Here is a 23065-nt window from a genome sequence, read left to right on the forward strand (position 1 = left end):
TAGCGGTGTGGGTTGGTCCAGCTGAGATCGCGGCGACTCGTTCATCACCGATGGGCGCTCGGGGCTGGGGCAATCGGGGTGTCGACATCATCAACGGTAGATGCCGTCGGTGGAAAACTCCATCATTTCATCGAACCCGAGATGCCTTGGAATAGATTGTTCCACATCACGAATGCAAGTTCAGGTAGAAGCCTGAGTGTCTGGCCTGTCCGAATATGAACAGCCACGATGTCTCGCTCAGGACTTGAGAAGGTGGTTGCATCGGCAGCGAAAACGACGGCTTGATAGACACCGTCCGGTACCGCGTGGCGCAACTCGTCGGTCGTCGCGCCGTTGTACTCGCGATCGTCGACGAAGATGAATAGCTCGGGTGGGTCGTCGTCCAGCGCTGCGAGATCGTCCTCGGCTCCCTCCGTGATGAGGTCCTTGACCTGATGCCACGTCTCGTTGGCGGTGAAGTCTGTCCGTACCACGGCCGGGATACCTTCGTTCTCGACATCGAGCTTGCGCATAGGAACCTCTCTCGAAAAAGTTGCGGGACTGCGCTGTTAGGTTGCTTGGGTCGTGACTCCACTCCGACTGTGACGGTGCAGTGTCGCCGCTGGGTCAGGCATACTCGGTTCTGGGGGTTGTTCGGTGGGTGGCGGTGAGCGTAGCGCGCGGTCATACGGGGATTTCGAATAGCTCCTCGCTGAATTCTTCATCCAGCGTCACATTGCTGAGCTCTTCTGTCCGGTCTCGGGTTTCCGCGCGCAGCGGGATGCCGGAGTAGGCGTCGAACGCAACCGCGACTGGGCTGTCGCCATAGAACACGGGAGGGAAGACGAACTCCCAGGCGCGGCGACCATTGACATCGGTGGCCGTCGCCGCACTGTTGGGGTCGATCATGAGGCGAAACGGTTTCTGCTGATCCCATCGGCGATGAATGGCGATCAAGTTATCGGGCCACGTACTGGGGGCGTACGGACCTCGGTGCCAATGATCGCCATCGGAATTGCGCACCGAGAGTAGTCCTTCGCCGTCAGCCTGGCGTGTTCCCTCCAATGGTGAGTACCAAAACTCGACCTCGTGGCGTTCCTCACCGTCGCCTTGCCCAGGGGAGAGCACCATGGTGGCATGGACGGTTGTCTCCCTGGACGAACGATAAAGCTGGTGCACCTCGCTCCATGTCGCCCGATCGTCCAGCAGCGGCACTCGTGGTGGCAGTTCATGGGCGTCACGGTCTTAGGGCTCGGTGGTGGGCACCAGGGCAACGGTGAACTCCGCGGACTGCATCATTCGCTTGGTGACTTCGATGCCCGTGAGTCGCTCGGCAAGCGCGAAACACGCCTCGATATGGAAGAAATCGGTGCGTGGTTCGTCGCTCTCCTCGAGCGGAAAACCCCCGACGTCGGCCATCAGGCCAAACAGTGTCTCGCCTCCGGTAGTCGGTGTCAATCGGATGCGGTCGAGATCCCCTATCGGCGACATCGGTTCGAATGAGATTTGTTGCTGTCCGTCGCGCCACCACACGAACTGCGAGAAGGCGTTGACGTTGCTGAAATGGCTGACGACCTCGTGGTTGTCGATGACGGGTTTGAACAGTTGCTCTGTCACGCCGAGGAACTCGCTGTTGTGCTGGATCAGCAGCACCCATCCGTCACCGATGTCGGCAACCCCCACGGTTTGAACGTCCCGCGTCATCGGCTCCACCAGGCCCAGTTCCTCGAACTCCATCGCCCGTTTGCCGAATCCCGCCAGCCCGATTCCGCGGGTTCGTCTGCTGTAGGCGCTCAGTGCATCGAGAATGCCGCCAGCGGTGGCGTGTCGAATGAGACTGACCAGATGACCTGTCGCCTGCCAACCTCTGAACTCATCGTCGTTGAACCACAAGTAATCTCGATAGTCAGTCGCCACCTTCTCACTATTTCATAGCCCGGTATTACACGAAAGCTCGAGTGCACGTTGATGTTGTGGTAGCGGGCTCCTTGCGACGTCTTCGAGTCGCATCGCCCTGAAGCCGTTCGATGCCGGTGGGCCGTGCCCGTCACCCGTACTTCGCCGCGATAGTCGCCGTCGGAGCAGTCGGCGAAATTGCAATTGCATCCAACCCGGGATCTGTCCCCTCGGCGAATCCTCTGCAACTACACGGTACTGATTCCCCCGGCTGGCGACACGCGATCGGCTCGCCCATATCCGCGGAGGAGGCGCCTGGTGTAGCAGGCGTGAAGTCCTGTCCTCCCCCGTCGTTCGACTACTAGCGGGCTACAGGCTGCCGATCGGCACGAGGGTATCGCCCTTGCACCACGTTGCGACGTGAGCGACGAGGTGTGGGGCCAGGAATCCGCCGTCGTCGCTCCACGGCCATGCCACGTGGGCGCGGGCCACCTGATCCTGGACGAGATCGGCAATCGTGGTCAGAACGGTTTCGACGTCGTCGTCGATTCTCACGCCGGAGCCGGACATCCCGAGACCTTGCCGGCCACGGCCCGCCACCGAGACATCGCTGAGAAGAAACACCCATCCGTCAATGCCGTCGTACTTCGCGACCCAGTCTATTCTCTGGATTTCTCCGTTGTACTGGCGTACGTGCAGGTCGTGTCCCAATCGATTCAGCGACTGAGTCCACACATCAGGAAGGTCCGAGTCGGTGATCTCCACACCGCGCGCAGGTGTCCATGCCGCGGTGAGTACTTGCTCGTGGGCATCGAGATAGCTCAACGCATCGCTCCTTCGGGCGTCGACGTTCGGTGCGACAGCGGCTTATGCAACGCTCCGGAACGGGTGATTAGGTCCTACTCCCTCGCATCCTGTTCTCAATCTATTCGGGCCTGTTCTAGGTGCAATCAGGGATAAATTCTTCTCCTGAGCAAATGCGGGCTTGGATAAGGGTAATTCGATCGGGATCGATAACGCCCTCATAGAGGGAGTACCCCTGTCTCGACGTAATCAGGTCCTCAGGATCGACGTCTTCTACGCGCCACACATCCACGGGTCCGCCTGTGTTATTCATGTGGACGAACAATCGGCACTCATATTCTCCGAGCGCAAGAAAGCAGCCTTCCGCCTCAGGTTCTCTACTGCCTGCGATCCCCGGCGCCGCACCCATACGGCGCCAGTCTAAGCCACGCTCCCTGATTGACTCCCGATTGAGGGACGAGCTGACGTGATAGGCACTTATAGCCATAATCTCAGTTAAACAGACGGATGGGGGCGCGATTCGCGGCACGTTCGATTCTCTATCAGCTCCTGCGGGCAGGGCTCCTTTTGATCGAGCCTTCCGGGAGCCGAGGCCGGCGCTCAGGTCCTGGGGTCGATGCCCGACGATGGCCGGTACTCTCGAACGCTATGAACAGCACCATCAATCTGGCTGACTGTGCGGATATCGTCAACTGCGAGAACAGAATGTCTGGAATCGGAACCGCGGATGTCCTGTTGGTGGTCGTTGGCATGGGGCTGATAGCTGTCTGGATGGTGATGCTGCCGATCGCTCTGTGGTCCGTAGTTGCTGAGCCAACAGGCACGGCGGTCGGAGTTGTATGGGCTCTCGTCATTGTTGGGTTGCCGTTCATTGGAGCGATAGCCTTCTGGGTCCGCAACCGCCGCAAGTTCGGCCTGCCAGCGGTGCGGTAGTCGGAGAGAAGAGCTCTGCGCTCGCGGGTCGAGTCAAGTCCTGACGCCGATATCGTCGAACGACTACCGAATTGTTGCGACTGATCCGATATGGAGTTCCCTATTGCGTCTGGCAGGACTACACCAGTCATCCTATGAACGACCACTCTGACGATGGAGGACGCTCACTACGCAATACGACCGACTATCGGTCGTATTCTGTCGCGGAGCCGCTCGTGTACTGAGCAGTGGCTGCGTGTTGACTCGGCCGGGCGTGCGAAGATGGTGATATGTCGCCTCCGAGGTGAAACCCCCGTCGACCACGACGGGATGTCTGACGGACGATCTTGGCCTGCTCGTCGGGCAGTGGTCGGCGTCTCGGTTCCCTTTCCGTTGGCGTTGTTTGTGCGCCATTGGTTGAACCTTCCGGACGTCAACTCGAGCCTGGGCGAGAAGGGCCTGGCCGTCACCTATTGGCTGCCCTGGACCTCTAGTTGGCTGGCAGTGAATCTTGTAGGTGTAGCCCTGATCCTGTGGCCGGGAACACGCCGCGCAGGCCGCTGGTTTCTTGTTGCATCCGTGGTGACCAGTACACCGATCTCATGGTTCTACTTCGGACTCGAATATCACCCTTTATGGCCCAATTGATGGTGAAGACCGCTCTTCGAGATCAGTCACCGACTCGGCATCGAGCCGCATCTCGCGGCTGAATTCTGCTCCCCAGTGCTCCATCGCGGTGACGATGTCCTCTAGACGCTCGCCAAGCGGTGTCAGAGAGTATTCAACCTTCGGCGGAACCTCCGCGTACACGGTTCGGAGTACGATGCCGTCCTCTTCGAGTTCGCGGAGCTGGCGGGTCAACGTCTTGGTGTTCGCCAACGGCACCTGGCGACCAAGCTCGTTGAAGCGATGAGGCCGATTCTGGAGGTGCTTGATGAAGGTCAGTTTCCAGGTGCCACCAAGGACCGAGACCGCTACCTCGACCGGGCAAACCCTGACTGCTCGCTGTACAGGCAACCGCATCCAAGTGTCCCTTTCACGGCAGGCGACAGAAATGTCCGTACTAGACGATACTGCCCTCGGCGCCGACGATGAAGTGATGGACGATGGCAATAGCAGACGAACGGTGCTTTGGCTCAGTGCTCACCCGAGCTCCGGCTCACTCAACGCGGCTTTGCGTAGGAGCGGGGTCGAGCGATTGCACCAATTGGGGAACCACGTCATCGAATCAGACCTTTACTCGATGGGCTGGGACCCCGTGGTGCGTGCAAGAGATGGTGGACGTGCCGAGCAGGTGCCGACTGACCAGTTTCGGGTGAGCCGCGACACGCGCCGAGCGTTTCTGTCTGATACGCAGCCCATCGAAGTGCAAGTCGAGCAGCAGAAGGTGTGCGACGCGGATGCGTTGATCATCCAGTTTCCGTTGTGGTGGTATGGCGTGCCCGCAATTCTCAAAGGCTGGTTCGATCGCGTTTTCATCAGCGGCTTTGCATTCGGTATCAACCCGGAAACAGGGCGCAAGATGCGTTTCGAACAAGGTCCCTTCGTCGGTAAGCGAGCCTTTGTCGTCACGACCCTCGGCGACCGCGAGTCCGCTATTGGGCCACGGGGAAAATCCGGCGAGCTGACTCAGATGCTCTTCGGCCTTCTCCACGGAACCCTCGCTTACACCGGCATGAGCGTCCTGACACCGTGGGCACTGGCGAGTTCTGATTTTGTGAAAGATATCGTTCCCGTCCAACAATCCCTGTGGAACAGGCTCGACAATCTCTTCACCGACGACCCCATCCAATATCGCCCACAGTTCACCGGCCAGTACACTGACCTGTGGGAGCTGAAAGAACACATACGGCCAGGCGAGAGTGGGCTCGACATCCACCGCGGGTAGTGTCGCCGAAAGAGAGTCGGCCGCCGGTTCGAACGGTCGCCACCGGCCGACCCGCGATTACAGCAGCAGTCCGATCTATCGGTACCGATCCGTGATTCGATCCCAATGACCACCTATAGCGAAGAGGGAAACAATGGTCTACAAAGTCGTCCGAGCTGCCGAGGTATCGGCAGGGCACGGGCCGCACCCGGCCGGAAGCCCCTACGACAAGCGCATCAGTGACGCGCTGGGTCTGTCCCTCTTTGAGGTATATCAGGTAGAGCTGCCTGCAGGCGTCGAAACCGTTCAACACGATCATCTTGATGACGGCAACGAGGACATGTACGCCGTTATCCGCGGTAGCGGCTGGGCGGTGGTTGACGGGAAAGAGGTCCCGGTGCAGCCGGGTCAGTATGTGTCCGTGTCAGTTGAATCGCGGCGTTTCATGCGTGCCGGCAATGAAGGGATGATCTTCATCGCGGTATGTGCCGGGGTACGGACCTGATGAGATTCGCAGAGTGTGCATGAGTGCGGCGATCTGGATCGGGATTCGAAGGGTGTGCCCGACCTAGGGTTCGTGCTAGGGGGTTCGTGCTAGCCTGCGTTCCATGTCGATTCTGCAGAAAGGCTCATGAGGCGCCACCGAACTCTCCTGGTGCACGTTGCTGAAATGTCCGTCATGGACAAGGCGATGCCCCCTCCGCGGGTCGGCGCGGTCACCGAGTTCCCGTTGTGCTTCAGCGAGATTCGATCGTCACCGTCGGATGCTCCGAAACGCGATGTCGTGACAGTGCGCGGTGTGCTCGATCTGGACGCGCGCGGGCCGTCTCACGTCGCCGACTCGACAGCATCTGAGGGCCGGTGGTGGTGGACCGGTGTGCTGCGCGGTGACGGTTGGTCGGCGACGTGGCACGGCGAGCGGCCGAGAACCGGCTACGTCGAGGTCAGCGGCCAGTTCTCCTCAGGTCTGCATCTGGACACCGGACGCGTGCGCGGACGGATCACCCGAGTTCAACTGATCACCGTGGCGTATCGGCAGACTGCTGACGGTGGCTGGGAAACGGCGACCGAGGTGCCGTGGTCCTATCGTGATGTCGATGTCATGCCACAAGGCTTCGACAACGATCCCACCCCGAATTCCGACGGGCTCTGCATTTGGGACACCGCCGGTCTGATCGAACTGGACCTCGATGACGTTCCGCCTGCGCAGCTACGGCCCCGCATCGTCCCGAGTTCGCTGTCGGCCGTCGGGGATTCGGTGTGGGTTGTCGATGCCGAGTTACCGGTCGTCGTACGCTACGAGCCGGCACGCGCACAGGCAACGGAGTATCTGTTGCCTGCACCTTCGGAAGCCTTCCACTCGGTCGCGGCGGCATCGTTCGGGTGTTGGTTCTTTGGCGAATCGGGTCTGTTCTGGATACCGATAGCCGGTGCGGGGCAGTTGATTGACAGCCGTCGTGTCGTACACATCGCCGCTCATGGTGACGTGGTGCTCATCCAGACAGACGATGACGTGTGGACGATCCATCACGTGGATTCAGCGCCGATCACGGTTGATCTAGCTGTTGCGAGCGACGCCGTCACTTCGATCGGGATCGATGATGCAGTGTCCCCGGGATGGATCGTCGCACTACATATGTGGGATAAGACATCCGCAGCAACTCAGCTCTTCCGCGTCTCGACGACGGGCATGGTGACAGAGGGGCCGAGATTACCGTCGCCAACGAGTTACGCGCCAATGTTTCTGGCGGGCAGACCGTTACGTCTCTTCCTCGGTCGACTGGTGGCCACCGTGAACAACGATCTCAGCCTCGCACCCGCCGAAGAACTCGCCGATGAACCGCTGTACGGCGGATGCGTCGGCGACGAAGCCTGGATCTCGGCGGTGGTCAGCGGATTCGATGGTGACGCCTCGCGGGACTATGTGCGCAGTCATGCGCTGTCTGGTGGTCCTCAGGAGCGACGGGTGGTGGTGACCGTCATCGATCCGCGCACCCTGGTGACTCTTCATCGTTGGTACGTCGACCGAATCCCTATACAGGTCGCCCGTAGCAATCAGGGATTCTGGCTCTGCGAGAACCGACGATTGATCCGCCTGCCCGACTCGCCCGCACAGGCGCAGCAGGTCGTCGACGTCGCTGAAATAGTCCGTGACTCAGTACTTCCCGCACGACCGGGCGCCGATGGCGACAACGGATGGCAATGATCCTGCCGGTGTACGTCGATTACCGCGCGTATCGGAAACTGGGACAGCCTCGCTTGGGCCAACGCATTCACTGGCGCCTGTTCTGGAACAGCGAATTCGCCAATTGGTGGTCGGGTCTTCGGCCGGGATGGCGGGTGGTGACGACTCTCTACCCAACGCCGGCGGCGCCGCCGATCCGGATGTTCGGACTGAAACGCGCGACGGTCAGCGGGATCGCCGTACGCGGCGGGGCGCGGATTGATTGCCGTGGGTATGACGTCTTTCCGGACCCACTGGTTCTGACCGGGGCAGTGAAAGCCCTTGGCACCTCCGCGCCGTCGGACACTGTGATGGCTGCCGTGACTTCCGGGACGGTGATTCGCATGCAGCTCGTGTCGGTCGTCATGGATTGGCGAACTTCGGAGAATCTGGCTATGGCGGGATTTCGCGGATACTGCCAAACCATCCAGCCGATAGCGGGAACAGAGACTTTCACTGAACTCGATGTCGCCCCCGAGGTTCTCGCCGCAGGAGCAGCCAGTCAGGAGGTACTCGTTGTCGATCTGGAGGTGGATGAGTGAGCACGATCGTCTCGAGTGAAGTGAGCCGACCAGGCAACGAACGGTGACACCGAGGAGGCTAATGACGACCTGGCGATACGACCGCGGCGACAAGCGTGCCGTCGCCGGCGCAGCAGAGATGATCGTCATCGGTCGCGTGCTCGCCCAGATCGATGCGGTACCACAGCAGTTGGGGCGCCGGTCGATTCCTCGGACACAGTTCAGCGTCGAGGTCATCAGATGTCTCAAAGGTGATCGGACGGGCCGAATGGTCGTGAGCCAGATGGGTGGCCGCTCACCCGACGGGAGCCTCCACGTGTTCGACAAGGACAGGCTCTTACGCGTCGGTCACGTGCATCTATTGGCCGGACGTTATTCCGAGCCAGATGGCTGGTACGCACTCATCGCCCGCGCCGGTACCCGGTACTTGGGAGGAGATCCAGACTCTGCCGCTCTCGACTCTGTTACAGCGGAGTGGCGCGAGCCCATCGCGAACCCCACGCCCCTACGTCGGCGGACGAAAGGGCCTGATGCGCCGAAAGAGTCGCCAGAATGAGCCCTGTGGATATCCTGGCCTCGCCGCGCGGCAGGCGTTTCTGTGCCAACGTCGTGTACCTCTGCAACAGCGATGGCGATGTTCTGCAGGCCGAGCGGAGGCGAGCTGATACTCCGACCGAGGCCTGTGCGGAGATCGCGGCCATGGACATCCCGCGAGTATCGGCGTTCTCCGAATTGGACCTCCTCTGGGCGTTGGGAATGGCGGTGGACTTCGCCCGCTACTGGCAGCCGCCCGATGACGAGGACGTGCTACTCGCCGATCCGGAGGTCGTTGCTGCGCTCCGACCGATTGCCGACACCGTAATGACTGCACCCCCCCGCCGCGTGGTGGGCGGAACCGATAGACCTCGACGGGCAGCGATTGGCCCACTTCAAGTCGTCCTCCGAGTCCTGGCCGCAATGGACACGCCCACAGCTCGATGCCACCGCCGAACTCGACGAGTGGCGCCGTCACGTCACGGCGACGGAAGCACGTCATCGTGCTCGGCGGCCCAGTCATGCCAGTTCCGGAACTTCTGGTCAATGGTGGTCGATCCCGGGATGGCCCAGCAAAACGGTGGAAACAACCCGGGCCCTCCCCGAGCTCGGGGCCACTCTCCTCGCCCTGGACGAGGATTCGTTGTCGAAAGACGAAGCCCGCGCGTGGAAGGTTGCTGTGACCCCATCTCCACGGGTCTGCGAAATCGCCTCACCCGGGGACTGGGCCGACCTGGTCGATGCCTATCCGCTCGAGGTGACCGCTTCGAAGCGAACGGATTGGTACCACACCACTGGACGCGATGGTCGCTGGTTCATTCCGGACTGGTCCGAGGTTGTCACCGAGTATGACGCTGTGCACTTCAGCGTTCACGGATACCTTTCGACCCCCGGGATCGCAATTCCTTTGGGCGACAACGACTGCGCCACCGTGCTCGCAGGGTGGAACCCCGATGCCACGCGGTGGCTTGATCTCGCTGCCATTGCTGTTGACGGCGATCCCGTGGAGTGGAGCTGGGACGGTGACCGTTGGCTTCCGGCACCGAGCTGAGCAATGAGTCGAAATCGCATCTCACGCAGCAAACGCGGCGCGCACCGCCGACTCGTCGCCGTCGATCTCGATCAGCGACAGCGCCAGTGCGTCGTCGAGAGTGAAGGCGCCTGCGGCCAGCCCGAGGACGTAAGCAGGCTCGGCGCGCACCGTGGCGACGAGGTCGCGACCGTCGTGCGGCAAGACCTCGAATCCGTAACGCGTCGTTCGCAATTGCAGCGGTTCGTCACCCACGTCAAGCCCGATCGTCGGGGCCGAGCGGTCGGTCACGCGCCTGTCGAGCAACGCTGGAACGGCGAGGGCCAGCCATTCGAGCCGGAACTCGTCGCCCTCCGGGCCGCGGATCATCAACGGAGTAGACCAGCGGATGAAGCCCTCGATGGGTTCGCGTAGCTGCGCGCCCCACGGCGTCAACGCGTACTCGACGGTGCTGCCCGTGCCCGTCAGACGGCGTTCGAGAACGCCGGCGGTCTCGAGATCGCGGAGTCGACCGGCGAGCAGGTTGGTCGCAATGCCGGGAAGCCGGTCGAGAAGGTCGCGATAGCGAGCCGGGGACATCAGAAGTTCGCGCACGATCAGCAGGTTCCATCGGTCGCCGACCACTTCGAGCGATCGAGCGAGCCCGCAGTACTGGCCGTAGCTACGCATGCGCTTGATATTCGCAAGTGAAGAATAGTTAGTCAAGTGATTTCGCTGGATCGAACGTCGTAGCCACCGCTCCATCCCGTCGATCGCCTGTTTTCAGTCATTTCGAAAGTAGACGCGAGATCTGACCTGGGCTTTTGTGCCGCAGCCACTTCGGGAATGACTGAAAACAGGTCAGCGGGTCGGTCACAGGGCTGGCTGCGGAGAATCCTGGTCGGATGCGGCGCTTCCGGTCGGCCCCGACCGTAGTGCCCAGCCACGGGCGAGGGCGAAGGTCGCGGCGACGACCGCGGTGGCGGCGAGAACGGTCGCGACCCAGGTCGTCATATCGGTGGTGTAGCCGAGATGGCGGGCGACGGCGACACCGGAGCCGGTGGCGGCGGCCGCACCGAGAGGCAATGCGACCGCGGTCGCCAATGCTGTTGTCTCCCTGCGGGAATCCTTCGACATTCGCAGGACCAGGTAGACGGCGGCGACGCCGAGGACGTAGGCGAGGACGGCACTGATCCCGTAGGCGGCCAGCTGCGTGGTCACGTCGTAGTCCACGCGTCCGGCGAAGGCAGTGCCAACGATGACAAGCGCCGGCGACAACCCGACGATCACGCCGAGCAGACCTGCGCACACCACGCGGCCGAGGCGATTGTCGGTCGCTCCGGAGACGCGCACGCCTGCCCACCACAGCACCGCTCCGAGGATGAAGCCGAGGAATGCGCCGACCGCTGCTGTGATGGTCAGGGACCTCCAGATGCCGGAGTCGCCGAAGCTCACGCACAACCCCGACCCCCACATCACCGAGCAGCCCATTCCGGGGAAGCCCTGTCCGCTGATCGACGCGACGAAGACCGACAACGCTCCGGCGAACACCGCAAAACCGACGAGTTGGCGCCACATGGCAGCCATCATGCAGGACGCGGGGAGGTCGGGAGCGGTGAACGGGGGTGGTGTTTCGTTGTCGGCTTACCGGGGTCTCGAGGCTCGGCGCCTGGGGCGCCTCGCACCTCGACCATCGGAGATGGGCTGGCGCCGCGGGGTTGGTTTGGCGTCGCGGAGATGGGCTGGCACCGCGGGGTTGGGTTGGCGTCGCGGCTGGTGCCCGACACCGGCACCGGGAACGGTCAGTCCGGCAGGCTGTTCATGAACGGGCAGCCGGCCAGGGAGCGCAGCGCTCGGGAGAGTTCGCCGACGTCGGTGACCGGGCGGGGGAAGGGGAGGCGGACGTCGGCGTCGCCGTCGGCGCCCTCAACGCGGAAGCGGATGCCGAAGCGGTCGAGCCCGAGCGGACGCACGCGGCCCTTGCGCAGGTCGCGGGGAAGTTTGCGGGCGAGCTGGCCGACGACGTCGGCGTGGTCGGCGTCGAGGTGGGCGATCCACTCGCCCTCGTACTCCCAGAACGGGTCGGGATCGGCGACGGCGAGTTCGCCGGCCGCGACGGCCGCGGCACCAGAACTGCTGGCGACGACGGCGCGATCGACCTGCAGTCGGATCATCGACCGGCCGTGACCGATGTCGAGCAGGCCGCCGTTGGGGTGCTCGGTCGCGATCTCGACGGCCAGGTCACGCTCGAGGTTGCGGGGCACTGCGTGGGCGGTGCCGTTCAGCCAGACCAGTGACCGGACGCGTTCGCGCAGGTCGATGGGCGCGCAGTCAGTGATCTCGACCATCGCCGGCACTCCGTCGGCGGCATCGCCGGCCATGACGATCGCCTCGCAGTCGGTGGGGACGAGGAGGAACGCCTGCGACTCGAACAGATGCACCAGATCCACCGGAGTCGGCTCGCTGCTCGATGTGTGCGTCGGATCCTCCATGGCGAGCATGGCCGCATCGGCCCGCCGGCAGGCCGTCGCGATCACCTCGGCGTCCGACGGGCGGTCGGTGATGGCACGTGTCATGGCGATCCTCACTGGTCGTGCGGTGGTACTCGCGGCTCGTCGCCGAACCGATTGAAATGAAGGGAACCCTAACCTAAATCTCGATCCGTCTGTCGTCAATGGTGAGACTCGCGCTGAGGCGATCTCGACAGCGTTCTCGATTAGGCTCTTGTCGTGACACAGTTCGCGTACTTCGGCCCGCCCGGAACCTTCACCGAGATGGCCCTCGACAAGTTCCTCGCCGACGCGTCACTTCTGTCTGCGCTGACCGGTGCCACCGCGAGCGACATAGAGAAGCTGCCTGAGAAGAGTCCGGTCGCCACCATCGAGGCGGTCCGATCCGGTCGCGCCGAGTTCGCATGCGTGCCGATCGAGAGCTCGCTGGAGGGGTCGGTGCCGGCAACGATGGACGCGCTGGTGCCCGACCCCCGCGCCGTGGTGCCGCGCGTGCAGGTCTTCGCCGAATGCGACCTCGACATCGCCTTCACCATCGCCGCCCGTCCGGGCACCGCAGCCACCGATGTGCGCACCATCGCCGCCTACCCGGTGGCCTCGGCGCAGGTGCGCGAAAGCGTCGAAAAGCTGTTCCCGGGAGCCGAATTCGTCACCGCGACGTCCAACGCGGCGGCCGCGGTCGACGCTGCCGATGGCCGCGCCGATGCGGCGGTGTCCACCCGGCTCGCCGCGGAGTCCTCGGGGCTGGGGGTGCTGGCCGATGGGGTGTGTGATGCCGCCGACGCCGTCACTCGATTCCTGCTCATCGGGCGGCCGTCCGCACCGTTGCCCCGCACCGGGGCGGACCGCTCGTCGGTGATCCTCGAACTCGCCAACGAGCCCGGCAGCCTGATGTCGGCGATGAACGAATTCGCTTCGCGAGGAATCGATCTCACCCGAATCCAGTCCCGCCCGCGGCGCGACCTCGAACGCGGGGTGACGATGCCCGGGCAGTATCGGTTCTTCCTCGATGCGGTCGGACACGTCGACGACGCCGCCATCGCCGAGGCGTTGCAGGCCCTGCACCGGCGCTCCGAGCGGATAACGTTTCTCGGTTCGTGGCCGATGGGCAGTGGTGGCGGCACCCCGCCGCCCGACCACGACGCCGACGCGCAGTGGTTGGCCCGGATACGCAGAGGAGAGGACTGATGGCCCGGTTGCACCTGGTACGGCACGGCGAGACGACGTCGAATGTGATGCGTCGCCTCGATACCGCGTTACCGGGAGCCGCGCTCACCGATTTCGGTGTCCGCCAGGGTGTTCGATACGGATTGGAGAACCGCGGCATCATCGCCGAACACCCGCAGCGCCCGGCCGTCCTGGTCAGCTCACTGGCGCGGCGCGCCCAGCAGACCGCCGAACTGATCAGCTCGGTGTGGGAGGTGGAGCCGCGCATCGTCGAGGGCATCCACGAGGTGCAGGCCGGTGAACTGGAAGACCGCAGCGACGACGAGGCGCACGGGGTGTTCCGGGATGTCCTCGACGCCTGGTACTCCGGCGCCCCCGACACCCGCATCCCGGGCGGCGAATCGCTGCAGATGGTCTACGACCGCTACCTGCCGGCCATCGATCAACTCGCCGCCACCTACCTGAGTGGTCCGGACGCCACCGACGTGGTCGTCGTCAGCCACGGTGCGGCCATCCGACTCGTCGCCGCACGGTTGGCGGGGATCGACGGGAAGTTCGCCGCCGCAACGCATCTGCCGAACACCGGCAGCGTCGAACTCGAGTATCGCGACGGTCTGTGGGTGTGCCATCGGTGGGGCGCCACCCGGGCGCCGTTCGGCGAGGCCGTCGACGAGCCGCTCGTCGTCACCGGCGACTCGGTGGGCGACAACCCGATGGGCTGAACCGCCGGCAACTTCGGGCGGCCCTCAGCCCCACCCGTTGGCGTGCAGCCACTCGTCGTCGATGCCGAAGTGGTGCCCGACCTCGTGCATCACGGTGATCGCCACCTCCCGCACCACCTGCTCGCGGGTGTGGCACATGGCGAGGATCGGCTCCCGGTAGATGTGGATCGTGTCGGGCAGGAACCCGCCGTAGTCGTGGGTCCGTTTGGTCAGTGCCACACCGGAATACAGTCCCAGGATGTTCGGGGATTCGGGGTTGCGCGGCTCGATCAGGATGACCACGTTGCTCATCGCGTCGGTGAGTTCGGATGGGATCGCGTCGAGGGCGTCGCCGACGAGTTCCTCGAATTCCTCGTCGCGCATGTGTACGGTCATGGGTCCCTACCCGGCCGGAGCCGCGGTCTCGAACGGGTTGGGGGTGACCCCCGGCGGCAGCGGGACCGGCGTCGGGGTGGCGCGCCCGGACGGGCCCGGCGCGGGCGGCTGCGGGACCTTGCCGTTGACCAGGACGGTGCCGCGCGCGTCGCCGACGAGGGTTGCGAAGCCGCCGCGGTCGGGAAGCCCCAAGAAGCACACGACCTTTCGGCTTCCCGACAGCCATCGGGGTTCGCTGATCACCGACCACTGGGTGTTGAGGGTGGTGGCATCGAGTTTCTGTTTGCCGCCGACGAATCGCTCGGCCTGACCGGGGCAGATCGTCGTCAGATATTCGTTCTGCGCCTTCTCGCCCGGCCACGGCTTGCCCGAGGTGGCGTCACCGAAACGCTGTGCGAGATCGACGATGCCGGTGGTCTGGAAGGCATGCGGCTCCGAACAATTGACGACCGTCGGCGGCGACGCCACGCGACGTGTCGCGGCATCGATGCCGATGCAGGTGCCGGCCGGCCACTGGAAGGACTGGTCCTGCTCGCCGACCTTGCCGGAGAACAATTGGGGCGTGCCGTCGGCGCCGGTGATCTGCAGACCGCAGCGCAACTCGCGAGCGCCCTTGGCCCACTGCTGATCCGACGGATACATCAGTCCCACCGAGAACCGGCCATCGGGGTCGAGTCGACCGTTGAGGTAGCGGTTGACGATCACCGGGCACTGCTCGTCGCGGATCTGACCGAATCGCTCGGGCCCGGGCCACGGCGCGGAGTCGCCGAACTCCGACCCCGGCAGCAGCGCGGTGTTCAGGGCGCCGGCCACCTCGAACCGATGCTCGGTGGCGCAGTCGACCTTCGCCGGATCGCCCGGCCGGTTCTCCGGCCAGGTCAGGCAGTCCCCGGCGACCGATTGGGTGAAGGCGTTCTCCGCGAGGCGTTCACTCTGCCCGATGTCGGTGCCACCCACGCTGCCGCGATCGTTGAACGTGCCCATCGCGAACGCCACCCCGGCGGCAACGAGGGCACCGACGACGATCGCGGCGAGCCCGACCCGCACCGCATTGCGCTGCAGCCACCCGCGGGAATCGGCGGGGGGCGGATCGGAGTCCTCATCGGCGGGCTCGACCCCGGTGGTGTCCCCGAAACCAGCGGTGTCCCCGAAACCGGTGGCGTCCGAGTCATCGCTCGCCCCGGCCGCCGACCACGCCTGTGGTCGGGTCGCGGTGTCGTCGGCGATCGGCGCGAACCGGGTGGTCTGCTCGTTCGCCGCCCGATCGCCGGACTTGCTCAGGTCGACGGTCTCGTTCGCCTGGTCCTCGTCCGCCTCGTCGCGGTGGGCTTCGTCACTCATCGTCCTCCATGATGCCTGGTGACCCGGCGATCACCGAGGGCCCCACGCCCTACACTCGGCCGGGTGAGCCCCGAACCCGACGAGATCGATCCGGAGGTCGTCGCCTTGGCGACCCGACTGTTCGACCTGGCACGCCGTGGTGTGACCGCCGATCTCGCGGCCTATCTGGACGCCGGAGTGCCCGTCGACCTGCGCAATCAGTCCGGTGATTCGCTGTTGATGCTCGCGGCCTACCACGGCCACGCCGACACCGTCGCCGCGATCGCCGCCCACGGCGCCGACGTGAACCTCGCCAACGATCGCGGTCAGAGCCCGCTGGCCGGCGCGGTGTTCAAGGGGTACGACGACGTCGTCGCGAGTTTGCTCGAGGCGGGTGCCGACCCGCACGCCGGCACACCCACCGCCCACGACACGGCCGTCATGTTCGGGCGCGACGATTATCTCGCCCTGTGGAACCGCTGAGCCGGCGCTGAGCGCCGCACTCCTGATCCGGGCGGGCCCGGCCTGCTCAAGTAGGGTTTGACATCGTGATCGACCTCAAGATTGTGCGCGAAGATCCCGACCGTGTCCGCGCCTCGCAGCAGGCTCGTGGCGAAGACGCGGGTCTGGTGGACCAACTCCTCGACGCCGACGCCACGCGACGTGCGGCGATCGTCGAGGCCGACTCCCTGCGTTCGGAACAGAAGGCGTTGGGCAAGCAGGTCGGCAAGGCTTCGGGCGAGGAGAAGACCGCGCTGCTGGCCAAGGGCAAGGAACTCGCCGAGCAGGTCAAGGCCGCAGTCGCGCGTCAGAACGAGGCCGACGAACGGTCGCAGGCGGCACACATCGCGATCTCCAACATCGTCGAGGGCGCCCCGGCCGGCGGCGAGGACGACTACGTGGTGCTCGAGCACGTCGGTGAGCCGCCGACCATCGAGAACCCGAAGGACCACCTCGAACTCGGCGAGTCGCTCGGTCTGATCGACATGGAGCGCGGCGCGAAGGTGTCGGGGTCGCGGTTCTACTTCCTCACCGGTCAGGGCGCACTGCTGCAGCTCGGCCTGCTCACCATGGCCGCACAGAAGGCCACCGCCAACGGCTTCACGTTGATGGTCCCGCCGGTGCTGGTGCGCCCGGAGGTCATGGGCGGCACCGGATTCCTCGGCGCCCACGCCGACGAGGTCTATCACCTCGACAAGGAGGACGACCTGTACCTCGTCGGCACCTCGGAGGTGCCGTTGGCCGGCTATCACATGAACGAGATCCTCGACCTGTCCGACGGGCCGAAGCGCTACGCCGGCTGGTCGACGTGCTTCCGCCGCGAAGCCGGCTCCTACGGCAAGGACACCCGGGGCATCATCCGCGTGCACCAGTTCGACAAGGTCGAGGGCTTCATCTACTGCAAACCCGAGGACGCCGAGGCAGAACACCAGAAACTGCTGGCGTGGGAGAAGGAGATGCTCGCCGCGATCGACGTGCCCTACCGCGTCATCGACGTCGCCGGTGGTGACCTGGGATCCTCGGCAGCCCGCAAGTTCGACTGTGAGGCATGGGTTCCGACGCAGAACACCTATCGCGAGCTGACCTCGACGTCGAACTGCACGACGTTCCAGGCACGTCGGCTCTCGATCCGTTACCGCGACGAATCCGGCAAACCGCAGACCGCTGCGACCCTCAACGGCACGCTGGCGACCACCCGCTGGCTCGTCGCAATCCTGGAGAACCATCAACAGGCCGACGGCTCGGTACGTCTGCCCGAGGAGTTGGCCCGGTTTGTCGGCACGGAGGTGCTGACCCCGGCATGATGGCGGGATCGGCAGCGCACAGATGGGCATGACATGACGGTCGCGCAGAGATGACAGTCGCGTGGAAACGGCAGGGCGAGAGATGGCGGTGAGTGCGCGATGATGCCCGGTGTCATCGCCGCGGTCATCGGCTCGGTGGCGTTCGCGTTGGCCGCGGTCCTGCAGTCGATGGCCGCCGAATGGACCGCACGACGAGAGGCCGCCGAACAGCGCGCCGCCGCCCCGGCGAATGCCGGTGGCACGGCGACCGCGACGACGACCAAGGCCGCCAAACGGGCGCACCCGAGTCTGCGATCCACGGCCCGCACCATGATCAAGTGGCCGTTTCTGCTGGGTCTGTTCTTCGACGTGATCGGTTTCGGCGCAACGATTCTCTCCGCGCGCCTCATTCCGTTGTTCCTCTCGCAGTCGATCATCGCCGCGCGGCTGGTGGTCACCGCGGTGCTCGCCATGGTGATCCTGCATGTGTCGTTGCGGACGCGCGACTGGATCGCGGGCACGGTCGTCATCGCCGCGCTCGTCCTGCTCGCCGTCGGCGCCGGACCCGAGGGAACGCGCAACGAGCAATGGATGCACTGGGCGACGCTGGTCGCGACGTTCCTGCTGTTCGGCCTCGGACTGGTACTGATGCGTGTGCTGCACAAGCACATCGCCTCGGCCACCGGGCTCGTCGCCGGTGCGATGTTCGGCGTCATGGCGGTGGCTTCGCGTGTCCTACACGGCCTCTCGCCGTTCTCTGCGACGCATCTGCTCACCGACCCGGCGCTCTACGGACTCGCCTTCAGTGGCATCCTCGGCTTCTATCTGTTCACCGTTGCGCTGCAAACCGGATCGGTCAACGGTGCCGCCGCCGCACTCGTCGTCGGCGAGACGGTGATCCCGGGTGCGATCGGCATCCTGCTGCTCGGCGACACCATCACCAATGGCTGGGAGATCCCCACCACCATCGCGTTCATCGCCGCGGTCATCGGCGGTGTCATCGTGTCGTCGTCGAGCGCGGTGCAGGCCGTCGAGCACGCGGAGGCGGCGGCCTACCACCACGAGCATCGCCCGCGTCCGCTCGAATCCGCGACGCCGCGTACGGCATTGGAATCGGGCTCCGACCACGGCACCGGCAAGGACTGAGGCGTGATCGTCGGGTTCGTCGCCGCCGTCCTCGCCGCCTTGGCCTACGGCACCGCGTCGGTACTACAGGCCCGTGGCGCCGCCGAGGTCGACGACGGTGCACAGCAAGACGAGGTGCCGAGCGCAGCCTCGACATTCGCGGCGATGATCACCGTCTCCTTCCTGATCGGCTTCGTTCTCGACGCTCTCGGATTCATCGGGAACATGGTTGCGGCGCGCACCATGCCATTGTTCGTCGCGCAACCGATCATCGCGGCGAACCTGGTGGTCACCGCATTGTTGGCGATGGTGGTGTTGCACGCGCGGTTGTCGGTGCGTGACTGGATGGGAATCGTGCTGGTGATCGCCGCGCTCACCGTTCTCGGTATCGCGGCCGGCGAGGAGGGCCACGACGACGCCGGACGATCCCTGCACTGGGGTGTGCTGATCGCCGGTGCCGTGCTGATCGGATTCGGTCTGGTGGTGATGCGGTTCTCCGGAGCGCGTGTCGCCGTCGGGGCCGGACTGCTCGGTGGCGTGCTGTTCGGGATTCTCGCGATCGCCGTGCGCGTCGTCGACGGCGTCTCCCCGTTCGACCTCGGCCGGTTGTTGACCGATCCGGCCGCCTACGCGGTTGTGGTGTGCGGGGTGGGCGGGTTCTATTTGTTCACCGTCGCTCTGCAGACCGGGTCGGTGAGCGCCGCCGCGGCGTCGTTGGTGGTCGGGGAGACCGTGGTGCCCGGTGTGGCGGGAATCGTGTTGCTCGGCGACACCGTCCGGCACGGCTGGGCGGTGGTGGCCGGCGTCGCGTTCTTGGTGGCGATCGCCGGCGCCATCATCGTCGCCATGTCGTCGGCGGTGGCGAATGTGGAGGCGGCGGGCTGAGGCGTTCACTGCACGCTGTCGGCGCCCGCGCGACACAATGACTGGCATGTCGACCCCCGGACGTGCGCGGCGCCGCGCTCTCGTAGTGATCGTGTTCCTCGCACTGTGCGCATTGGTGACGGGGGGACTGTCGGCCGGGCCGGCCCACGCTGCGCCGCCGGCCCCGCCGAGTGCCGACCCGTTCTACACACCGACTGCCGGGCTCTCGTCGGCACGGCCGGGCGCCATCCTGCGCCAGCGTGAGGTTGCCCTCGGCTACGCCGGAACGGGCCTGCCGGCGCAGGCGACCCAGCTGTTGTATCGGACGACCGACACGTTCGGCAGACCGTCCTCGACGGTGACCACCATCATCTCCCCGCCTGGTGCTGCGCCCGGGTCGGCGCGAAAGATCGTGTCCTATCACGAGTTCTACGATGCGCTCGGCAGTCAATGCGATCCGTCGTACACGCTCCGGGGCGGATCGTCACAAGCGGCGCCCATCGATCTCGCGATGATCACCACGATGGTCGCCGCGGGATACACCGTCGTGGTGCCGGATTATGAAGGGCCGCAACTGCGGTGGACGATCGGCCGGGGATCGGCGTATGCGGCGCTCGACAGCATCCGTGCCGCCGAGCGTCATCTGGGTGTCCCGGCGTCCACGCCGGTCGGTCTGTTCGGCTATTCCGGCGGCTCCATCCCCACCGGCTTCGGCGCCGAACTCGCCCCGGCCTACGCCCCCGAGCTGAATCTGGTCGGTGCCGCGGCCGGCGGAGTGCTCGTGAACCCGGCCCACAACCTTCCCTACGTCAACGGCACGCCGCGGTGGTCGGCGGTCATCCCCGCGCTGATGAACGTCTACGACCGCACCTACGACATCGGCATCGGACAGTATTTGTCTCCCAAGGGAACACAGGTTCTCAATGAGATTCGCGGGGAGTGCATCAACGACTTCCTCGGTAAGTACCCGGGATTGACCGACGCGTCATTGCTCAAGCCGCAATACCCGTCCCTACTCGACGTTCCCGGAATCCCGGCGGCCATCGACGCCAACATCATGGGATCGGTCGGGACACCGCGCACACCGATGATGCTCGGCATCGGCGACGCCGACGGCCGCGGCGACGGGGTGATGCTGGTCGGCGACGTCGTCGGACTTGCGAGAAGCTATTGCAGCCGTGGGCTTTCCACGGCGGTGCACGTCTACCGAGGTGACGATCACCTCCGTGCCTTCGGGCCATTCACCGCCGACGCGTGGACCTTCTTGCAGGGCCGGTTCGCCGGGCGGCCGGCGGGTGGGTGCTGAGGCGGTACCGCGATGCACTGCGCCGGGCAGCGGGGCAGTGGTCACGCTCGGTCGGCGGCGTCGACCCGGGCACGGAATCGGCCCGGTGCTTCGCCCACCTCGCGTTTGAACGCAGTGGCGAAAGAGAATTCGTCGGCATAGCCGACCTGTCCGGCGATCGCGGCCAATGATGCGGGAGACGAGGCGAGGGCCTCCTTGGCGAGTGTCATCCGCCAGGTGGTGAGGTAAGACAGCGGCGGTACGCCGGTGACCGTGGTGAAGCGGCGGGCGAATGCCGCGCGACTGAGCTTCGCTTCCGCGGCGAGGTCGGCGACTGTCCACGCACGCGCCGGGTCGGCGTGCATCGCCCGCAATGCGGCCCCGGCGACCGGGTCGGCCAACGCGGAATACCACTGCGGTGCAGACGTATCGCCCCGCGTCCACAGCGCCCGAAGCGTTGCGACGAGGAGGAGGTCGATGAGCCGGTCGAGAACCGTCTGTTGGCCGGGTTCAGTAGCGCGGATCTCGTCGGCGAGCAATGTGATCAGTGCACCCAGTCGACGATCACCCGCGCTCGACACCACCGCGAGGTCCGGCAGTGACGTGAGTAGTGTCGTACACAATCCACCTTCGAATCGATAAGCACCACAGAGTATTTCGGTGCATGACCCGTGGCTGTCCGGTCCCAGGGCAAATGTTCGGGAGGTGCCGGGCACAGGTCCTGCCGCCTGTGCCCGTGTCAGGCTCATCGCCGGCGCGCCAGGGGTGGAGACGAACCGCGTACGACCACCCCGGATGACGATCAGATCGCCCTGGCGTACCCGCTCGGGCGGCTTCCCGTCGCGTTCGACGGTGAGATCGCCGCCGATCACGGTATGTATCGACAAGGGGTTGGCGCCCTCGTCGAACTCCAGGCCCCACTCGCCGGTGAGTTGCCAATGCCCGAACATGGCACCGCGAGCATGAGCGCGGGACAGCAGGTCGGCGAGGACGTCCACACCGTCGAATCTAGCGTTGCATGCACTGAGCGTCCATACGATGAGACGTTCGGACATGTGGGACGAGCGCCTCGGCCATGGTGGTCGGCAGCCACCTCGGGGTGTACTGACTGCGGTGTGCTCCGGCGGTGTCGGCGTCGATGGCGCACCGACCCACAGAACCAACGACCCCCAGAAAGAGGACGCGTCATGTCTCACGCAGACAAGCTCTCCAAGGCAGTGCGATTCGACACCTACGGCGGTGTGGACGTGCTCTACGTCGCCGAGGTGCCGACGCCGACCCCGGGTGCCGGTCAGGTGTTGGTGAATGTGCGCGCCGCAGGGATCAATCCCGGTGAGGTAGCGATCCGCGAGGGTGTGTTCCACGAACGTTGGCCCGCGACCTTTCCCTCCGGTGAGGGCACCGACTTCGCCGGCGTGGTCGCCGATGTCGGTTCCGGAGTCACCGGTGTGGCTGTGGGGGACGAGGTGATCGGGTGGACCGACGACCGGGCCAGTCATGCCGAGTACGTCGTCGTCGACGCCGAGCAACTGGCCGTGAAACCGGCCGAAGTCGGATGGGAGGTGGCCGGCGGTCTGGCCGTCGTCGGATTCACCGCGACCGCTGCAGTCGCCGCGGTCGCATCGACTCGTGGTGAAGTGGTGGTCATTGCCGGTGCGGCGGGTGGCGTGGGAACCGTTGCGGTGCAACTTGTGGTGGCGACCGGCGCCACGGTGATAGGCCTCGCGAGTGAGGCCAACCACGCCTGGCTGGCCTCGCTGGGGGCGATTCCGGTGACCTACGGCCCTGGTCAGCGCGAACGTATCGAGGCCGCAGCAGGCGGTGGTATCGACGCCTTCATCGACCTTTTCGGCGGCGGATACGTCGCATTGGCGATCGAACTCGGTGTGGCTCCCGATCGGATCAATACGATCATCGATTTCGCGGCCGTCGAGGAATTCGGCGTCAAGAGCGACGGCCAGGCGCAGGCACAGAATGGGGCTACGCTGGGCCGGCTCGCGTCGTCGATCGCGACCGGAGAGCTCGTGATCCCCGTCGCCGCAACATACCCATTGACTCAGGTGCGCGAGGCCTACCGAGAGCTGGCGAAGCGCCATACGCACGGAAAGATCGTGCTGATCCCGTGACGGCGCACGCTCGTCGACCGCCGGAGGCCAGGATCTGACGC

The 23065-nt window shown here is 65.0% G+C and carries 25 protein-coding genes; 14 read left to right on the top strand and 11 right to left on the bottom strand.

Features of this window, described 5'->3' with window-relative positions:
* Positions 1-122 precede the first annotated feature (122 nt).
* The 4 genes from GOPIP_RS08325 to GOPIP_RS08340 all read right to left on the bottom strand — a co-directional run bounded on the left by GOPIP_RS08325 (position 123) and on the right by GOPIP_RS08340 (position 2640).
* Positions 123-512: a DUF6924 domain-containing protein gene (locus GOPIP_RS08325; protein WP_006369182.1), complete on the bottom strand. Its 390-nt coding sequence runs from the start codon at positions 510-512 to the stop codon at positions 123-125.
* A 151-nt stretch (positions 513-663) separates the two neighbouring features.
* Positions 664-1194 carry a hypothetical protein gene (locus tag GOPIP_RS29415; protein ID WP_035727498.1) on the bottom strand — a complete coding sequence of 177 codons (531 nt, stop codon included), beginning with the start codon at positions 1192-1194 and terminating at the stop codon, positions 664-666.
* A 30-nt stretch (positions 1195-1224) separates the two neighbouring features.
* Positions 1225-1896 (bottom strand): DUF6461 domain-containing protein, encoded by a 672-nt coding sequence (locus tag GOPIP_RS29420; RefSeq protein ID WP_006369184.1) that lies wholly within the window; start codon positions 1894-1896, stop codon positions 1225-1227.
* Between the two features lie 348 nt (positions 1897-2244).
* Entirely contained in the window at positions 2245-2640 is a 396-nt protein-coding gene (locus GOPIP_RS08340) for a hypothetical protein (protein ID WP_244421124.1), read from the bottom strand.
* 687 nt (positions 2641-3327) lie between these two features.
* Between GOPIP_RS08340 and GOPIP_RS08345 the strand changes: the two genes are divergently transcribed.
* On the top strand, positions 3328-3612 hold the full coding sequence (locus GOPIP_RS08345) for a hypothetical protein (protein ID WP_006369187.1): 285 nt from the start codon (positions 3328-3330) through the stop codon (positions 3610-3612).
* A 612-nt stretch (positions 3613-4224) separates the two neighbouring features.
* On the opposite strand, the gene GOPIP_RS08350 is transcribed toward GOPIP_RS08345, so the two are convergent.
* Positions 4225-4614 (bottom strand): winged helix-turn-helix transcriptional regulator, encoded by a 390-nt coding sequence (locus tag GOPIP_RS08350; protein WP_006369188.1) that lies wholly within the window; start codon positions 4612-4614, stop codon positions 4225-4227.
* Positions 4615-4645: 31 nt separating this feature from the next.
* Here GOPIP_RS08350 and GOPIP_RS08355 point away from each other — a divergent pair, with 31 nt between their 5' ends.
* From GOPIP_RS08355 to GOPIP_RS28570, 5 genes are all read left to right on the top strand, one after another.
* Positions 4646-5479 (top strand): NAD(P)H-dependent oxidoreductase, encoded by an 834-nt coding sequence (locus GOPIP_RS08355; RefSeq protein WP_238534825.1) that lies wholly within the window; start codon positions 4646-4648, stop codon positions 5477-5479.
* Between the two features lie 133 nt (positions 5480-5612).
* The gene (locus tag GOPIP_RS08360) at positions 5613-5963 is read left to right on the top strand and encodes a cupin domain-containing protein (RefSeq protein ID WP_006369190.1); all 351 of its coding nucleotides are present in this window, start codon (positions 5613-5615) and stop codon (positions 5961-5963) included.
* 165 nt (positions 5964-6128) lie between these two features.
* Complete coding sequence (locus GOPIP_RS08365; protein ID WP_035727500.1) at positions 6129-7664, top strand: hypothetical protein; 1536 nt, start codon at positions 6129-6131, stop codon at positions 7662-7664.
* On the top strand, positions 7655-8224 hold the full coding sequence (locus GOPIP_RS08370) for a hypothetical protein (protein ID WP_244421125.1): 570 nt from the start codon (positions 7655-7657) through the stop codon (positions 8222-8224). The genes GOPIP_RS08365 and GOPIP_RS08370 overlap by 10 nt, the downstream gene beginning before the upstream one ends.
* Before the next feature lie 898 nt (positions 8225-9122).
* A complete protein-coding gene (locus GOPIP_RS28570; RefSeq protein WP_138944092.1) occupies positions 9123-9788 on the top strand; it encodes a hypothetical protein in 666 nt (221 codons plus the stop codon).
* Positions 9789-9809: 21 nt separating this feature from the next.
* Here the strand turns inward: GOPIP_RS28570 and GOPIP_RS08385 are convergent, their stop codons facing one another.
* The 3 genes from GOPIP_RS08385 to GOPIP_RS08395 form a co-directional block, all read right to left on the bottom strand.
* Positions 9810-10436 carry a winged helix-turn-helix transcriptional regulator gene (locus GOPIP_RS08385; RefSeq protein ID WP_006369198.1) on the bottom strand — a complete coding sequence of 209 codons (627 nt, stop codon included), beginning with the start codon at positions 10434-10436 and terminating at the stop codon, positions 9810-9812.
* Between the two features lie 183 nt (positions 10437-10619).
* The gene (locus GOPIP_RS08390) at positions 10620-11324 is read right to left on the bottom strand and encodes a hypothetical protein (protein WP_244421126.1); all 705 of its coding nucleotides are present in this window, start codon (positions 11322-11324) and stop codon (positions 10620-10622) included.
* A 224-nt stretch (positions 11325-11548) separates the two neighbouring features.
* Positions 11549-12322 carry a DUF2470 domain-containing protein gene (locus tag GOPIP_RS08395; RefSeq protein ID WP_006369201.1) on the bottom strand — a complete coding sequence of 258 codons (774 nt, stop codon included), beginning with the start codon at positions 12320-12322 and terminating at the stop codon, positions 11549-11551.
* Positions 12323-12475: 153 nt separating this feature from the next.
* On the opposite strand from GOPIP_RS08395, the gene pheA reads away from it, so the two are divergent.
* Positions 12476-13444 carry a prephenate dehydratase gene (gene pheA / locus GOPIP_RS08400; protein ID WP_006369202.1) on the top strand — a complete coding sequence of 323 codons (969 nt, stop codon included), beginning with the start codon at positions 12476-12478 and terminating at the stop codon, positions 13442-13444.
* Positions 13444-14145 (top strand): histidine phosphatase family protein, encoded by a 702-nt coding sequence (locus GOPIP_RS08405; RefSeq protein WP_006369203.1) that lies wholly within the window; start codon positions 13444-13446, stop codon positions 14143-14145. Before pheA ends, GOPIP_RS08405 begins: the two co-directional genes overlap by 1 nt.
* Positions 14146-14169: 24 nt before the next feature.
* Here the strand turns inward: GOPIP_RS08405 and GOPIP_RS08410 are convergent, their stop codons facing one another.
* A complete protein-coding gene (locus GOPIP_RS08410) occupies positions 14170-14520 on the bottom strand; it encodes a metallopeptidase family protein (protein WP_006369204.1) in 351 nt (116 codons plus the stop codon).
* Positions 14521-14526: 6 nt separating this feature from the next.
* Positions 14527-15861: a septum formation family protein gene (locus GOPIP_RS08415; RefSeq protein WP_006369205.1), complete on the bottom strand. Its 1335-nt coding sequence runs from the start codon at positions 15859-15861 to the stop codon at positions 14527-14529.
* Between the two features lie 63 nt (positions 15862-15924).
* Between GOPIP_RS08415 and GOPIP_RS08420 the strand changes: the two genes are divergently transcribed.
* The 5 genes from GOPIP_RS08420 to GOPIP_RS08440 all read left to right on the top strand — a co-directional run bounded on the left by GOPIP_RS08420 (position 15925) and on the right by GOPIP_RS08440 (position 20919).
* On the top strand, positions 15925-16323 hold the full coding sequence (locus GOPIP_RS08420; protein ID WP_006369206.1) for an ankyrin repeat domain-containing protein: 399 nt from the start codon (positions 15925-15927) through the stop codon (positions 16321-16323).
* A gap of 65 nt (positions 16324-16388) precedes the next feature.
* Complete coding sequence (gene serS / locus GOPIP_RS08425) at positions 16389-17645, top strand: serine--tRNA ligase (RefSeq protein ID WP_006369207.1); 1257 nt, start codon at positions 16389-16391, stop codon at positions 17643-17645.
* 99 nt (positions 17646-17744) lie between these two features.
* Positions 17745-18770 (top strand): DMT family transporter, encoded by a 1026-nt coding sequence (locus GOPIP_RS08430; protein ID WP_006369208.1) that lies wholly within the window; start codon positions 17745-17747, stop codon positions 18768-18770.
* A 3-nt stretch (positions 18771-18773) separates the two neighbouring features.
* Positions 18774-19634, top strand: a complete 861-nt coding sequence (locus GOPIP_RS08435; RefSeq protein WP_006369209.1) for a DMT family transporter — start codon at positions 18774-18776, stop codon at positions 19632-19634.
* A gap of 37 nt (positions 19635-19671) precedes the next feature.
* Entirely contained in the window at positions 19672-20919 is a 1248-nt protein-coding gene (locus GOPIP_RS08440; protein WP_425558230.1) for a lipase family protein, read from the top strand.
* Positions 20920-20960: 41 nt separating this feature from the next.
* Here GOPIP_RS08440 and GOPIP_RS08445 read toward each other — a convergent pair whose 3' ends face one another.
* Complete coding sequence (locus tag GOPIP_RS08445) at positions 20961-21896, bottom strand: AraC family transcriptional regulator (RefSeq protein ID WP_035727504.1); 936 nt, start codon at positions 21894-21896, stop codon at positions 20961-20963.
* Positions 21897-22085: 189 nt separating this feature from the next.
* On the opposite strand from GOPIP_RS08445, the gene GOPIP_RS08450 reads away from it, so the two are divergent.
* On the top strand, positions 22086-23024 hold the full coding sequence (locus GOPIP_RS08450) for an NADP-dependent oxidoreductase (RefSeq protein ID WP_006369212.1): 939 nt from the start codon (positions 22086-22088) through the stop codon (positions 23022-23024).
* Positions 23025-23065: the final 41 nt, after the last annotated feature.

The sequence above is a fragment of the Gordonia polyisoprenivorans NBRC 16320 = JCM 10675 genome, from assembly GCF_000241325.1.
Lineage (GTDB): Bacteria > Actinomycetota > Actinomycetes > Mycobacteriales > Mycobacteriaceae > Gordonia > Gordonia polyisoprenivorans.

What these genes read in the sequence shown, in the direction of transcription:
- GOPIP_RS08345 (WP_006369187.1), top strand. Translation starts at nt 3,328, where the DNA reads ATGAACAGCACCATCAATCTGGCTGACTGTGCGGATATCGTCAACTGC.
- GOPIP_RS08370 (WP_244421125.1), top strand. Translation starts at nt 7,655, where the DNA reads ATGGCAATGATCCTGCCGGTGTACGTCGATTACCGCGCGTATCGGAAA.
- GOPIP_RS08410 (WP_006369204.1), bottom strand. Translation starts at nt 14,520, where the DNA reads ATGACCGTACACATGCGCGACGAGGAATTCGAGGAACTCGTCGGCGAC.
- GOPIP_RS08390 (WP_244421126.1), bottom strand. Translation starts at nt 11,324, where the DNA reads ATGTGGCGCCAACTCGTCGGTTTTGCGGTGTTCGCCGGAGCGTTGTCG.
- GOPIP_RS08415 (WP_006369205.1), bottom strand. Translation starts at nt 15,861, where the DNA reads ATGAGTGACGAAGCCCACCGCGACGAGGCGGACGAGGACCAGGCGAAC.
- GOPIP_RS08450 (WP_006369212.1), top strand. Translation starts at nt 22,086, where the DNA reads ATGTCTCACGCAGACAAGCTCTCCAAGGCAGTGCGATTCGACACCTAC.
- GOPIP_RS08360 (WP_006369190.1), top strand. Translation starts at nt 5,613, where the DNA reads ATGGTCTACAAAGTCGTCCGAGCTGCCGAGGTATCGGCAGGGCACGGG.
- GOPIP_RS08440 (WP_425558230.1), top strand. Translation starts at nt 19,672, where the DNA reads ATGACTGGCATGTCGACCCCCGGACGTGCGCGGCGCCGCGCTCTCGTA.
- GOPIP_RS08385 (WP_006369198.1), bottom strand. Translation starts at nt 10,436, where the DNA reads ATGCGTAGCTACGGCCAGTACTGCGGGCTCGCTCGATCGCTCGAAGTG.
- GOPIP_RS08365 (WP_035727500.1), top strand. Translation starts at nt 6,129, where the DNA reads ATGTCCGTCATGGACAAGGCGATGCCCCCTCCGCGGGTCGGCGCGGTC.
- GOPIP_RS08430 (WP_006369208.1), top strand. Translation starts at nt 17,745, where the DNA reads ATGATGCCCGGTGTCATCGCCGCGGTCATCGGCTCGGTGGCGTTCGCG.
- GOPIP_RS08395 (WP_006369201.1), bottom strand. Translation starts at nt 12,322, where the DNA reads ATGACACGTGCCATCACCGACCGCCCGTCGGACGCCGAGGTGATCGCG.
- GOPIP_RS08325 (WP_006369182.1), bottom strand. Translation starts at nt 512, where the DNA reads ATGCGCAAGCTCGATGTCGAGAACGAAGGTATCCCGGCCGTGGTACGG.
- GOPIP_RS08405 (WP_006369203.1), top strand. Translation starts at nt 13,444, where the DNA reads ATGGCCCGGTTGCACCTGGTACGGCACGGCGAGACGACGTCGAATGTG.
- GOPIP_RS08355 (WP_238534825.1), top strand. Translation starts at nt 4,646, where the DNA reads ATGTCCGTACTAGACGATACTGCCCTCGGCGCCGACGATGAAGTGATG.
- GOPIP_RS08350 (WP_006369188.1), bottom strand. Translation starts at nt 4,614, where the DNA reads ATGCGGTTGCCTGTACAGCGAGCAGTCAGGGTTTGCCCGGTCGAGGTA.